This window comes from Plebeiibacterium sediminum (genome assembly GCF_026013605.1).
Lineage (GTDB): Bacteria > Bacteroidota > Bacteroidia > Bacteroidales > Marinilabiliaceae > Saccharicrinis > Saccharicrinis sediminus.
This window is the reverse complement of sequence record NZ_JAPDPJ010000017.1, coordinates 78,514-92,163: the sequence shown is the minus strand read 5'-3', so window position 1 is coordinate 92,163 and position 13,650 is coordinate 78,514. Positions and strand designations below refer to the sequence as shown.

Sequence of the window (13,650 nt, the reverse complement as noted above, 5' to 3'; positions counted from 1 at the left end):
ACTCAAACAAAAACGATTTTTAATCGTCAAGCTAATCTTGTTTTTTGGTTCACTGGCTGAGGCCGATCTAGAACCTGCTAAAGAATTGAAATATTATTTTTATTTAGGACAGATGTAATCAAACACCATTAATATAAAATGACAAAGGTTCACAGAGGTAAATCCTTGTGGATTTATTGAATATCTATTAAAAAACTAGTGCCTCAGTGTTCATTTTTAACTCTTTATTGACATAAAAAACTAATTTAAAGATCCCGTTTCTTTCTTAATTAAAGTCATGGCTAAACGAATTACATGATGTGGAATTTGCTTATTGGTTAGCTCATAAATTTGCTGTAACTGCATATGTGGATGCTGTGTTAAAATATCTTTTATCTTCTTTTTTTCATAGGGTAAAACATACTGAGCAATATCAATTCCTGCACCTTTTTCATACAAAGTAGCCAGGTGAGAATATACCGTAATTACATTTACTCCGGTTCTTGATGCAATAATTTCGGGAGATAAACCTTGTTGATATAACTTTAATGTTTTTTCATACGCAGGAGCCTTTTTCACTCGTTTCTGCTGTAAAAAGGCATTTATTTCATCCACAAAAGCCTGCCCGTACTGCTCCCATTTTTTATTTCCAACTCCCGAAATTTCTTTCATTTCCCATTCGTTTCGTGGTCTGTAAGTAACCATTTCAGAAAGTGTAGCATCCGAGAATAAGATATAAGGAGGAACGCCCATTTCTACAGCCATTTTTCTTCTCAACTGGCGTAATCTTTCGAAGAGACCTTCTTCTCTTGGAATGCTAACAGCTGGTTTTGGCTTTTTGATCTCAATTTTAGGTTCACGTTGTATTTTTTGATGCAGATGGTGCAACATGACTTCTTCTCTTTCAAAAAGCACTTTATTGCTTAATGGTGTTAAGGCAAGAATAGTACCTTGCTCATAATCGACCTTTAAATATCCCAGGCCGATCAATTGATTGATGACATTCTCCCAATCCACCAGGCTCAATTCTTTTCCGGCACCAAAAGTTTTAATTTTATGAAAACCTCCGGCCAACACATCAGGTGATCTGAGCCCGGCTAAAACTTGTGGTAAAATACTTTTAGGAAGCTTACCCGATAAACGAGCTACAGCAGATAATGCTTTTTGAGCCATCACTGTTCCATTAATCAAATTCTGCCTGCCTCTACAATTATCACACTGACCGCAATTATCAACAGTCCACTCTCCAAAGTAATTTAGTAAGAGTCTGCGACGACAATGATTAGACTGGGCAAAAAGCAACATTCTTTCCAGGCGGGCATTCAAAATTACTTTTCGTTCCGATTCTTCATTAAAAGATTCCAGAATACTATAATCCTGCTGACCGTAGAACAATAAAGCATGAGCAGCCATACCATCGCGGCCACTTCGCCCTATTTCCTGATAATAACCCTCTAAATTCTTGGGTAGGTTATGGTGAATGACCCATCGTACATTAGATTTATCTATTCCCATCCCAAAAGCAATGGTTGCACACACAACTTTGATCCTGTCATTAATAAAATCATTCTGAATACGATCACGCACATCACTATTCATACCTGCATGATAAAAGCCTGATGATATTCCATTCGCCTTTAAATAACGAGATAAGTCCTCCGTATTTTTTTTACTCAGGCAATATACAATTCCGGATTCCCGACCTCTTTGCTGTATAAAATCCAGAATTACTTCTTTTCGTTTATAGGCTGGTCGGGCTTCAAGATAAATATTAGGTCGACTAAATGAATCTTTAAAAACATTAGCTCCGGTAATATTAAGTTGAACTAAAATATCTTTTTGAGTCAATGGATCGGCTGTAGCTGTAAGAGCCATTATCGGAATATCTTTAAACTGCTTTTTTAAATACCCCAATCGCTTATAGTCAGGCCTAAAATCATGCCCCCAGCTGGAGATACAATGCGCCTCATCAATAGCAATCAAACTAATATTCAGCTGCAACAATGTATAATAGAAACTCTCAGAATTCATCTTTTCAGGCGAAACATACAGCATTTTAATGTCGCCCTTTACTGCTTTTTTTATGATTGCAGCCTGTTCCTCTTCGTTCAGCGTACTATTTATAAATTCAGCTTCAACTCCGTTTACTTTCAGAGCCTCTACCTGATCTTTCATCAAAGCTATAAGTGGCGAAACAACAATTGCTACTCCATCGAGAGTTAAAGCAGGAATTTGAAAACAAATTGACTTTCCTCCTCCTGTTGGCATTAAAACCAAACAATCTTCCCCCTGTAATACAGCATCTATTACTTTTCCTTGTAATGGTCTGAAATCACTATAACCAAAAATATCTTTTAAAGTCTTCTTTGCACTTTCAATTAACATGCTGCAAAAATATTCAAATAAATTTTGAACTACTGAAAAAAATCTTGTCCTTTTTTGTAACCACATCAAAAATGCGGGTGTCTAAATAAATAGAAACAGAACAATAAAAAATTAAATATCATGGAAGAAGTATTAGTACCTATTTTTGTAGTCGCCATTATTTTTGGTTCCATTCCAGGAATGATTGTAGCTTTAATCTATTTAAAGAACAGACGAATTGAACGCACTGCCCTTATTGCTGCCGGATTAGATGCAAGCATATTTAAAGAAGGTGAAAAGAAATCAGCCATTCACCATACCTTAAAATTTGGAATATTATCTGTTGGTGTAGGTCTTGGTATTATTATAGGTGATCTGTTGGCTCAATCATCTAATTTATCAGAACCGACAGCATACTTTTCAATGATTTTTATTTTCGGAGGTATCAGCTTATTACTTTATTATCTGATTCAAAAAAGAATAGAAACACAGTCATAATAACAACAGATCGTTAGATTTTAGATAACAGACATTAGACTGATTTACAAATCAGTTAAAATCAATAAGATAATCATTCCGCCATAGATGATTTAATATATTTAGAATCATCATATTAAAAATTTTAACGAACTAATGAATAAAAAAAGCGATGCATATGCATCGCTTTTTTATTCATTATTATTTTTTCAGAACCCTACTTCGTAAAACCATATAACTTCAACATCTTATTGAATACTTCAGTATTCTCATAGATTCCACCAAACTCACTGGCACCTGGTCCAACAGCAAATACTGGAACCATACAACCAGTATGATGACCTGTTACAAATCCACCTTCCACTTTTCCTTTATTGATATCTCCACCAACTACAGCAAAACCTCCGGTTTCATGGTCTGCAGTAACAATCACCAATGTTTCTTTATCCTCTAAAGCAAATTTTAACACCTCTCCAATAACTGTATCAAAATCCAATACTTCACCAGTTAAGAAAGAAACATTATTTTGATGTGCTCCCCAGTCAATTTGTGATCCTTCAATCATTAAAAAGAAACCATCTTTATCCTTACTTAATATTTCTAAAGCCTTATCTGAAGCCTTTAACAGCATATCTCCTCTTTGGGTGTATTCCGGATTATGTTCTGGTGCTGTTAATACACCCAGATGACCTTCGTTAACATTTGCTGCTGCATCAAGATCTGTATACATTTGGTAACCTTTTTCTTTTAATTCAGATACCAGATTTCTTTTATCCTTACGATCTGTGAAAAAAGAATTCCCTCCACCGATAAATACATCAATATCTGTTTTTAAAAAATCAGCAGCAATCTCTTCATACATACTTCTTTTGGGTTGATGTGCAATAAATGAAGCTGGGGTTGCATGTGTAATAGCAGAAGTACTTACTAATCCTGTTGCCAAACCATTAGCATCAGCAATTTCAAGGATGCTTTTAAGTGTATTTCCATTTTCATCTACTCCAATAGATCCATTGCTGGTTTTCTTTCCACAAGCCAAAGCTGTTCCGCCGGCAGCAGAATCCGTCACATAATCATCGGCACTTTGAGTTTTTGAAAAACCTATGCTTTTAAAATTCTGCAAGTTAAGCTGTCCTTTATTAGCAGTTATTCCGGCAAATATATGATCAACACCCATTCCATCGCCAATTAGCAATACAATATTCTTTGGCTTTTTCTTAAACTTAACCTCATCTACATTAACCTGTAGTACCTCATGTACCTGCTTATTCTTAAATACTAATTCTGTATCCTTATCTTTATAATTCTCCTGAGCTTTAACAGATCCGAATAAAAAAACACCTATTCCTATACCTATTAAGTATTTGCTTGCAATCATGATTAATTTATTTTGTTGATTTTAAATTTCTATCTCTAATTTATTCTGATGATAAACATACAACATATATGTTAATCACAGTAACCTACAACTTTAAAAAATGTTTATGTTTAAATTCTGGCCGAAATGTTTATCTTTTTTATTCGATAATGGTACAAATTTAATTTTGTCAACAGCATTTTCCTTTATATAACGTTCTTTAAACTTTATTAACAATATTGTGCTACAATTTCTAAGATTAATTATCATATTTGTATCAGGGATTTTTCATAAAACTTGGATTTAGTTAGCTGAATTAAGGGGAAAGGGCAGATATATTCATCTGCCCTTTTTATTTACCCCCAATTTAAACTCACAAATACTCAAAAAAAACCTTTTTTATTCGCCCTACACCCTATTACTTCTTTTTTTTCATCTTGCTATAATTGTCATTTTCATCACAGATTAATTAGTTATTTTGTACTACTTCTCTTTGCTATTTTATATTTAATATTTTCTTTCACACATATATAACCATTACTTAAACCTTTAAATGAAGTAAGTAATACTTGACATCTTCAATATTTATTACTTAATTGAACTTAATGAGCGCTATTTTCCAATTCTTAAATAAAATGTTATCTTGTGCACATTCTATGATTAAAAACTTAATAGATTTACACGATGTCAGATCTTAAAGAGAAAATTGAACTGGAATTTATTATCAAAACCTCCCCTTCAATTTTATACAACAGGCTTTCTACTCCGAGTGGACTTTCAGAATGGTTTTCTGATGACGTAAATGTTAAAGGCAATATTTATACATTTATTTGGGACGGAGCAGAACAAGAAGCTGAACTTCTTAATAAGAAAGAAAATACTTCCATAAAATTTCATTGGCTGGATGATGATGACGAAGATGCTTACTTTGAATTCATTATTAATGTTGATGAACTAACCGGAGAAACCGCATTAATGATTATTGATTTTGCCGAGGAAGACGAGAAAGAAGATTCAGTAGAGTTATGGAATCAACAAATCGACCAATTAAAACACTGTTTGGGTTCGAATTAATTATTCCTTAAATAAAATATTAATATAACTTTGCACTCTATTTTGTACTCATGTACATTAGGGTGCTTTTTTTTGGCACAATTTTTTCTTATTCAGCACAAAAAAAATACAAATGAAGAAACTGCATATTTTCATATTAAAGAGTTACTTAGGGCCTTTAGTAATGACCTTTTTTATTTCACTCTTTATTTTGGTAATGCAAATATTATGGAGATATGTTGATGATTTAGTTGGTAAAGGTTTAGAAGTTTCTGTTTTAATAGAATTGCTTTTTTATGCCTCTTTACAGGTTATACCAATGGCTTTGCCTCTTGCTATTCTGTTAGCTTCATTAATGGCGTTTGGTAACCTGGGCGAAAACTATGAACTAACCGCCTTAAAATCAGCAGGTATTTCATTGCAAAGAATCATGGCTCCGCTTATTATCTTCTCTGTAATTATTTCATTTGGAGCTTTTAAATTCTCAAACAATGTACTTCCGGTAGCTAATTTAAAGTTCACAAGCTTAATGTGGTCTGTCCGCCAATCGCGACCAGAATTTGATATTAAAGAAAAAATATTTTACGACGGCCTTGAAAACTTTAGTATTAAAATTGATCATAAATCTAAAAACGGCGAAATGCTATATGATATTATGATTTATGACCACAGGAATGAAATGGCCGGCAATTCAAATGTAACGATAGCAGACTCCGGAAAACTTCAGTTTACAGAAGATAATAAATACCTTAAGCTTACTTTATTTGATGGAGTACAATATAACGAAGAAGCTGATGATGGTAGAAAAAGAAATAAAAATAATTATCAGTTTAGAGAAGACCATTTTAAACAGCAGGTTGCTATGATTCCTCTTCAGGGAATGGAATTTAACAGAATGGATGAATCTAATTTTTCCAGCTATGGAAAGATGAAGAACTTAGAACAAATTAGTCACGATACAGATTCTTTATTGGAAATCAGACAGAAGCACATTGCCAAGCTGAAACCACAAATGGAGAAATCCTATTTTATACAACGTAAAACTGAAAATAACAGAATAGGTCAAAAAAACGACAGTATTGCCAGCACACCTGAACCTCAAATAGAAACGTATGAAGCGGTTAATGTAGATAGTGTATTTGATAGTTTTGGTGCAGAAAAAAAGGTAATGATATTAAGCAATGCGATACGCAGATCAAGAGATGCTAAAACGAAAATAGATGATCAGCTCAATTCCATGGGACGTGTGAATTACCACATTGTCAGACATAAAATTGAGTGGCACCGCAAATTTACCTTATCTATAGCCTGCCTTATATTCTTTTTTATTGGAGCCCCTCTTGGTGCCATTATCAGAAAAGGAGGATTAGGTATGCCCGTTGTGATATCAGTTGTGTTTTTTATCATTTATTATATTATTGACACCTTTGGTTATAATGTAAGTAAAAAGGAAGTTTGGCCTCCTCATTTTGGTATTTGGCTATCTTCAGTAGTTCTATTTCCTATTGGTGTATTTTTAACTTATAAAGCAGCAACTGATTCGGCTATTTTAAATTCTGATGCCTACCTAATCTTTTTCCAAAAACTATTTAAGAAGTTTAAAAGAAATAAGAAGAAATAATTGGGAACAAGTTCAACCTGAAACTTTTCATTGTTGAAGGCAAATTATTTATTTACCTTTGCCAACCAATTTTATATATTACAGGATTTTATTAAAATAAGTCATGAGCGACCAATCATATAAATTAAACACAATAGAAGAAGCAATAGAAGCTGTTAAAAAGGGAGAGTTGATTATTGTAGTTGATGATGAAGACAGAGAGAACGAAGGTGATTTTATTGCTGCAGGTGAGTTAATTACTCCGGAAAAAGTTAACTTCATGGCTACTCACGGTAGAGGATTAATCTGTACTCCAATTACAGAAAAGAGATGTGATGAGTTAAACCTGGAATTAATGGTTGGAAGAAACACTGCACTTCACGCCACTCCGTTTACTGTTTCTGTTGACTTAATTGGACATGGTTGTACAACCGGTATTTCCACTTCAGACAGAGCTAAAACAATTTTAGCATTATGCGATAAAAAAACAACACCTGAGGAATTAGGCCGACCAGGTCATATATTCCCTCTAAAAGCTAAAGACAGAGGTGTTTTACGCAGAGCAGGACACACCGAAGCTGCCATTGATTTTGCAAGATTAGCAGGTCTTTGTCCTGTTGGTGTTTTGGTTGAAATTATGAACGAAGACGGTTCGATGGCAAGATTACCTGAGTTGGTAAAAATTGCAGAAAAATTCAACCTTAAAATTGTTACGATAAAAGATCTTATTGCCTACAGACTAAAACAAGAAAGTTTAGTTATTAAAGGTGTAAAAGTAAATATGCCTACTGAATATGGTAACTTTCAATTTATTCCTTTCAAACAAAAGTCAAATGGTTTAGAGCATATGGCTTTAATCAAAGGCGAATGGAATGAAGATGAACCTATTCTGGTCAGAGTTCACTCATCTTGTGCTACCGGAGATATCTTTCATTCAAAACGATGCGAGTGTGGTGAGCAATTACATAAAGCCATGCAAACCATAGAAGATGAAGGCAAAGGTGTTATTGTTTATATGAACCAGGAAGGTAGAGGTATTGGTTTAATGAATAAAATTAAAGCATACAAACTACAAGAAGAAGGTTTAGATACTGTAGATGCAAACGTTGAGTTAGGATTTGATGCCGACGAAAGAGACTACGGGGTTGGAGCCCAAATATTGAGAGAATTAGGCGTTAAAAAAATGAGGTTAATGACTAATAATCCGGTTAAGCGAATTGGATTAGAAGGTTACGGACTTGAGATCACTGAAAATGTACCTATTGAAGTGAAGCCTAATCAATACAACGAATTTTATATGCAAACAAAAAAAGAGCGTATGGGGCACAACCTACAGTTCTTTAAATACAACAAAAAAGAAAACAAATAATATACATAACGAAGCTGCCTTATTCAGGCAGCTTTTTTTATGGCAAATAAATACAACCACCAGTATTATTTTTACTAGCTCCGGTTACACTTTTCAAACAATTATTCTGCTCTTCAATTCTTAATACTCCCAAAAAAGCAAAGATGAGCGCTTCTTTATATTCCACAAGATTATTATCCGGAACAACTAATTTTGCCCGGCATTTTTCAGATATCAATTCCAATAAAAATTGATTATAAGAACCTCCTCCTGTAAACAATACATTTCTTAATTGATTTGTTTTTATCACACTGGCCATTTGTTGTGCGAAGTGATGATAACAGGTAGTAATAATATTTTCTATCGGGCCATCAGATTGCTTCACTAAAGGCCAAAACTCCTTCTCTACCCACTCTCTGGCAAGAGATTTTGGTCCGTTTTGATTATAGAAATCCAATGCATTTAATTTTCTATACAAATCAAAATCCAGACACCCCTTTCGCCCTATCAATCCATCCTCATCGTATGCTGTATTAAATTCTGATTGAACCAACTGATTTAAAACAAAGTTAACTGGACAGATGTCATAGGCTTTTCGCTCACCCTGCACATCATAAGAAATATTAGCAAAGCCACCAATATTTATACATGCATCATAATCAGAAAATAATAATTGATCACCTATCGGAACCAAAGGTGCTCCCTGTCCTCCCAAAGCAATATCCAGTGTTCTGAAATCTGATATGGTAAGCATTTTACACTCTGCCGCTATATAAGCTCCACACCCTATCTGAAATGTAAGGTCTTCTTCAGGCTTATGAAAAACAGTATGCCCGTGTGAAGCAACAAAATCTAAATTTGTCATATTCTGGGCAAACTCAGCAACCTTTTTGCCTATATAAGCACCATACAATCTATGTAAATGAATAAATTCTGCAGCACTTAATTTTTGTGCATTTTCCAACTTCTCCTTCCATTCATTTTCATAGGCAACGGTTGTGGCTTTTTCAATTTCAAATAACCACTTATTCTCTTCATTTTTAATATTACACAAAGCTATGTCTAACCCATCTAACGAGGTTCCACTCATAACTCCGATAACCCTATATTGTTTCATATTCATAATTAAGTTGAATTGAAAATGCACTAAATAGATGATTAATATTATACTGCATCTAATAAATTATTCATAATTTAGGATTTTAGTTAAATAATATAATCCAAATATACAATTATGCCAGATTTATCAACCTCCTATATGGGACTAAAACTTTGTAGTCCAATTATTGCTTCAAGTTCAGGTTTAACAAATTCACTTCAGGATATTATTGAGCTTGAAAAAAATGGAGCCGGTGCAATCGTATTAAAATCCCTTTTTGAAGAAGAGATTGTTACCGAAATGGAGCATGAACTTAATAAAATGCAGTCTGAAAACTATCTATATCCGGAAACTATGGAGTTTTACGAGAATTATGATGTTGAGGACACATTAACCAGCTACTTAAAATTGATTGATGATTGTAAAAAGAATGTTAGTATTCCAATTATAGCCAGTATTAACTGTATCACGTCTCACAACTGGCCCTACTTTGCCAAATCGCTTGAAGAAGCAGGAGCTGATGCAATAGAGTTGAACATAAGCATTCTACCATCAGATACAGAATCGACCTGTGTTGAAAATGAAAAGGTGCTATTTAATATTATTAAGGCTGTCAAGCACGAAGTTACTATTCCTATTGCAGTAAAAATAAGTAGTTACTTTTCCAATCTGGCAGGTATTGTTTCTCAAATATCCAGAACCGGAGTAGATGGCATTGTAATGTTTAATCGATTTTATTCACCGGATATTGATGTTAATAATTTTGAAGTGATTCCTGCACCTTTATTCAGTACACCCAACGACTATGTTATTCCGCTGAGATGGATTTCAATCATGTCTGAAAGAGTTGAATGTGATCTGGCTGCATCAACAGGTGTTCATGACGGAAATACTTTGATTAAAATGATTTTAGGAGGAGCTGCTGCTGTTCAGGTGGCTTCGACATTATACAAAAATGGATTTGCTCATATGCAATTAATGCTTAATGAGCTTAAAAACTGGATGGAAGAAAAAGACTTTTCTAATATTAAGCAGATAAAAGGAATGTTAAGTCAATCACGTTCCATAAACCCTGCAGGTTATCTTAGAATTCAGTTTATGAAGCATTTTTCACAGAAATAAAAACGCAAATTAAGTTTAAGATAAAAGACCTTTAAATAAATATTTATAGGTCTTTTTTATCTTTGTACAAATTTGAAAGAATGAATTACATAGATGATTATTACCCACAGGAACCTCTGAAAGAAGGAATAGATTTTATAATGGATCCCAGAGGTTTTAGAGTAATGACAAAAAAGTATTTAACCCAAAGAGGTTATTGCTGCGGAAATGGTTGTAAAAATTGCCCCTATTTCCCTAAGCATCAAAAAGGAAACACAAACTTAGAATAGAAAATTTTACAGATGATAAAAAAAGAAGATTTACGAATTGTATTTATGGGAACTCCGGAATTTGCAGTGGAGAGCCTTAAAGCTTTGGTTGAAAATAAATACAATGTGGTTGGAGTTGTTACTGTACCTGATAAACCAGCAGGAAGAGGGCAAAAAATAAAAACATCACCTGTAAAAGACTATGCACTGGAAGCAGGTATTAAAGTGTTGCAACCTGAAAAATTAAGAAACGAAGACTTTTTAGCAGAACTGAAAGACTTAAATGCTCATTTACAAATCATCGTTGCTTTTAGAATGCTTCCCGAAGTGGTTTGGAATATGCCTCCAATGGGATCTTTTAATCTTCATGGTTCTTTGCTTCCCCAATATCGCGGTGCTGCACCTATAAACTGGGCTGTAATCAACGGTGACAAAGAAACTGGAGTAACTACATTTTTCTTAAAGCACGAAATTGATACCGGTAACATTATCGATCAAAAAAAATTACCCATCGAAATGACAGATAATGCAGGTGCAGTTCATGACAAAATGATGGTATTAGGTGCCGAATTGGTTCTTGAAACTGTTGATAACATTTGCAACGACAAAATTAAACCTGTTTCTCAAGAAGATTTCATCAAAGAAGCTATTGTATTAAATCCTGCTCCAAAAATATTTAAAGAAGATTGTAAATTAGATTGGAGTTTAGATGTTGAGATTACCTATAATAAGATCAGAGGATTAAGTCCATACCCTGCCGCCTGGACAGAATTAATTGACGCCAATGGGAAAAAGACCAGTTTAAAAATATTTGAAACTGAAATCATTACAGATAAAAATCTTTTACCCGGTCAAATAGAAACAAATGATAAAGACCTGATTTATATAGGTTGCTCCAATGGGTGTTTAAAAATAAATACGCTGCAACTAGCCGGAAAAAAGAGGATGACTACTAAAGAATTTCTTAATGGCTTTAAAAACTTAAACGATTGTAAAGCTGAATAATTATAAATCAATAATAACATTACAGGTCCTGACTACTTTCTTAAGAAGTCAGGACTTTTCGCTTTAAATATATTGGTAAGTGCAAATGATATCAATAGCATATTCACTGAATTAAAACGAGTTTCTCCACACATAAATTCAGATCTATCTAAATTATTATACTTCACAATATATCAACTACATACTACATCATAAAAAATATTTCATTCGATTTTTTAAACAATACATTCCCTCCTACGGTTATTATCTAAAATTTTATTTACAAAGACAACATATTAATCTAAGTTCAGCATAAAATTTTAATGGAATTCAGGTTATTATTAATCCCAGACTATATAACACCAAAATTAAAAAACGAGCTTTAAATAGAACGTTTGATTTTTCCAATAACATTTAAAACAATAAAATTTGAACTAATGAAGAAACTATTACTACTCTTTTCTATTAGCCTGTTAACATCAGGCATTTTTGCTCAGGAAGCAATGATAGGTGAAATAAGAATGTTTGCAGGTAACTTTGCTCCAAGAGGCTGGGCATTATGTGATGGCCAATTACTATCCATCTCTCAAAACACTGCATTATTTTCAATTTTAGGTACAACTTATGGTGGAGATGGCAGAACCACATTTGCATTACCTGATTTAAGAGGCAGAGTTCCTATGCATGCAGGAAGTGGAACAAATCTGACTTCAAGATCATTAGGTCAAAAAACAGGATCTGAAACCAATACGCTCAATATTACTCAAATACCTTCACACACACATAGTGTAACAGTCACAAATCCTGTTTATGATGACGAAGCCAATTCTGATGATCCTACAGGAAGGTACCCTGCTGTTTCTGGAGAAAACATGTACTCAGATGAAACAAATACGAATGGTGCTACACCTGAAATCACAATTGGAAACGCAGGAGGGTCGCAACCTGTAAATAACATGCAACCTTCCCTGACTATAAATTTCATAATCGCCACTTCAGGAGTATTCCCATCAAGAAATTAACAATATGATAAAAAAAATAATTGTTAGTATATATCTATTATTTACCTGCTTCACAGGCTTTTCTCAAACAACGTTGCAAACTGGCGATGTAGCATTTGTTGCTATTAATAGTGATGGGAACACTGATGATTTTTCTTTTATTTTACTAAAAGACATTGACGTGAATACCTCAATAAACTTCACTGATAATGGCTGGACAAGTAGTGGGGCATTTAATAATATATATCCGGAAAGCCATATACAATGGCTGGCGACAGAAGATTTAGATGCAGGAACTATAATACAGATAAAAACATTTAACGGTACTCAGTTACCTGTTGCTAACTCTGGAACAATTTCTGGTGAAAACATGACCATTTCAGTTGCCGGAGATCAAATATTAGCTTATCAGGGCAGTAAGTCATCACCCTCGTTTATTGCTGCAATTAGTTTTAACAAAAATGACTTATTAGCCCCGGGGGATAATTTTGATGGAGATTCCTATTCCAATTCCACATCTGCATTACCTGATGAGCTGAGTATTGGCTACTCAGCCGTTCAAATTGTAAATCTTTCTACATACAATGAAAGTGATAATGCCATATACAATGGATCTACAACAAACAGCACCAAGAGCGTTTTGTTAGGTGAAATAAACAATTATTTAAACTGGGAAACCAGTAATTCAACGCCTTTCAGTCAATATCCATTTCCATCTGAATTTCATGTGGATTTATCAACTAACGCAGAGGGAATGAAAGAGAATAATGTTGAATTATTCCCAAATCCGGCAAGCAGTTTCTTAAATATTGTCAATAATAACAGCTATGCCAGCTATATTCAAATAATAGATTCTAAAGGATTGTTAGTAAAAGATCTAACTCTAAATTCTGTTCAAACAAAATCTGTTCATGTAGATGATTTAAAGCCGGGAATGTATATTGTTAAAATAACTTCCAACAACAACCAATATATCGAAAAAATAATAATTCAATAATTACATATAGCAGAGGTTCAA

12 protein-coding genes are annotated in these 13,650 nt (G+C 33.7%); 9 read left to right on the top strand and 3 right to left on the bottom strand.

The window, feature by feature from the left end; all coding sequences use genetic code 11:
- Positions 1-240: 240 nt before the first annotated feature.
- Positions 241-2,364 carry a DNA helicase RecQ gene (recQ, locus tag OM075_RS09535; RefSeq protein ID WP_301190272.1) on the bottom strand — a complete coding sequence of 708 codons (2,124 nt, stop codon included), beginning with the start codon at positions 2,362-2,364 and terminating at the stop codon, positions 241-243.
- A gap of 120 nt (positions 2,365-2,484) precedes the next feature.
- Between recQ and OM075_RS09530 the strand changes: the two genes are divergently transcribed.
- Positions 2,485-2,841: a DUF6249 domain-containing protein gene (locus OM075_RS09530; protein ID WP_301190271.1), complete on the top strand. Its 357-nt coding sequence runs from the start codon at positions 2,485-2,487 to the stop codon at positions 2,839-2,841.
- Positions 2,842-3,037: 196 nt separating this feature from the next.
- On the opposite strand, the gene OM075_RS09525 is transcribed toward OM075_RS09530, so the two are convergent.
- Positions 3,038-4,198 (bottom strand): alkaline phosphatase, encoded by a 1,161-nt coding sequence (locus tag OM075_RS09525; RefSeq protein WP_301190270.1) that lies wholly within the window; start codon positions 4,196-4,198, stop codon positions 3,038-3,040.
- Between the two features lie 663 nt (positions 4,199-4,861).
- Here OM075_RS09525 and OM075_RS09520 point away from each other — a divergent pair.
- From OM075_RS09520 to OM075_RS09510, 3 genes are all read left to right on the top strand, one after another.
- The gene (locus OM075_RS09520) at positions 4,862-5,251 is read left to right on the top strand and encodes an START-like domain-containing protein (RefSeq protein ID WP_301190269.1); all 390 of its coding nucleotides are present in this window, start codon (positions 4,862-4,864) and stop codon (positions 5,249-5,251) included.
- 112 nt (positions 5,252-5,363) lie between these two features.
- Positions 5,364-6,851 (top strand): LptF/LptG family permease, encoded by a 1,488-nt coding sequence (locus OM075_RS09515; protein WP_301190268.1) that lies wholly within the window; start codon positions 5,364-5,366, stop codon positions 6,849-6,851.
- 103 nt (positions 6,852-6,954) lie between these two features.
- Positions 6,955-8,199 carry a bifunctional 3,4-dihydroxy-2-butanone-4-phosphate synthase/GTP cyclohydrolase II gene (locus OM075_RS09510; protein ID WP_301190267.1) on the top strand — a complete coding sequence of 415 codons (1,245 nt, stop codon included), beginning with the start codon at positions 6,955-6,957 and terminating at the stop codon, positions 8,197-8,199.
- A gap of 37 nt (positions 8,200-8,236) precedes the next feature.
- On the opposite strand, the gene OM075_RS09505 is transcribed toward OM075_RS09510, so the two are convergent.
- Entirely contained in the window at positions 8,237-9,295 is a 1,059-nt protein-coding gene (locus OM075_RS09505; RefSeq protein ID WP_301190266.1) for an anhydro-N-acetylmuramic acid kinase, read from the bottom strand.
- A 117-nt stretch (positions 9,296-9,412) separates the two neighbouring features.
- On the opposite strand from OM075_RS09505, the gene OM075_RS09500 reads away from it, so the two are divergent.
- The 5 genes from OM075_RS09500 (at position 9,413) to OM075_RS09480 (ending at position 13,629) form a co-directional block, all read left to right on the top strand.
- The gene (locus OM075_RS09500; RefSeq protein WP_301190265.1) at positions 9,413-10,399 is read left to right on the top strand and encodes a dihydroorotate dehydrogenase-like protein; all 987 of its coding nucleotides are present in this window, start codon (positions 9,413-9,415) and stop codon (positions 10,397-10,399) included.
- An 80-nt stretch (positions 10,400-10,479) separates the two neighbouring features.
- A complete protein-coding gene (locus OM075_RS09495) occupies positions 10,480-10,668 on the top strand; it encodes a C1orf53 family protein (protein WP_301190264.1) in 189 nt (62 codons plus the stop codon).
- Positions 10,669-10,680: 12 nt separating this feature from the next.
- Positions 10,681-11,652, top strand: coding sequence for a methionyl-tRNA formyltransferase (gene fmt / locus OM075_RS09490; protein ID WP_301190263.1), 972 nt, complete (start codon positions 10,681-10,683; stop codon positions 11,650-11,652).
- Positions 11,653-12,068: 416 nt separating this feature from the next.
- Positions 12,069-12,653, top strand: a complete 585-nt coding sequence (locus tag OM075_RS09485) for a phage tail protein (RefSeq protein ID WP_301190262.1) — start codon at positions 12,069-12,071, stop codon at positions 12,651-12,653.
- A gap of 4 nt (positions 12,654-12,657) precedes the next feature.
- Positions 12,658-13,629 carry a T9SS type A sorting domain-containing protein gene (locus OM075_RS09480; protein ID WP_301190261.1) on the top strand — a complete coding sequence of 324 codons (972 nt, stop codon included), beginning with the start codon at positions 12,658-12,660 and terminating at the stop codon, positions 13,627-13,629.
- Positions 13,630-13,650 lie beyond the last annotated feature (21 nt).

Bases quoted from the DNA above. Each gene is read 5' to 3' on its own strand.
- recQ (WP_301190272.1), bottom strand. From the start codon at position 2,364: ATGTTAATTGAAAGTGCAAAGAAGACTTTAAAAGATATTTTTGGTTAT.
- OM075_RS09530 (WP_301190271.1), top strand. From the start codon at position 2,485: ATGGAAGAAGTATTAGTACCTATTTTTGTAGTCGCCATTATTTTTGGT.
- OM075_RS09525 (WP_301190270.1), bottom strand. From the start codon at position 4,198: ATGATTGCAAGCAAATACTTAATAGGTATAGGAATAGGTGTTTTTTTA.
- OM075_RS09520 (WP_301190269.1), top strand. From the start codon at position 4,862: ATGTCAGATCTTAAAGAGAAAATTGAACTGGAATTTATTATCAAAACC.
- OM075_RS09515 (WP_301190268.1), top strand. From the start codon at position 5,364: ATGAAGAAACTGCATATTTTCATATTAAAGAGTTACTTAGGGCCTTTA.
- OM075_RS09510 (WP_301190267.1), top strand. From the start codon at position 6,955: ATGAGCGACCAATCATATAAATTAAACACAATAGAAGAAGCAATAGAA.
- OM075_RS09505 (WP_301190266.1), bottom strand. From the start codon at position 9,295: ATGAAACAATATAGGGTTATCGGAGTTATGAGTGGAACCTCGTTAGAT.
- OM075_RS09500 (WP_301190265.1), top strand. From the start codon at position 9,413: ATGCCAGATTTATCAACCTCCTATATGGGACTAAAACTTTGTAGTCCA.
- OM075_RS09495 (WP_301190264.1), top strand. From the start codon at position 10,480: ATGAATTACATAGATGATTATTACCCACAGGAACCTCTGAAAGAAGGA.
- fmt (WP_301190263.1), top strand. From the start codon at position 10,681: ATGATAAAAAAAGAAGATTTACGAATTGTATTTATGGGAACTCCGGAA.
- OM075_RS09485 (WP_301190262.1), top strand. From the start codon at position 12,069: ATGAAGAAACTATTACTACTCTTTTCTATTAGCCTGTTAACATCAGGC.
- OM075_RS09480 (WP_301190261.1), top strand. From the start codon at position 12,658: ATGATAAAAAAAATAATTGTTAGTATATATCTATTATTTACCTGCTTC.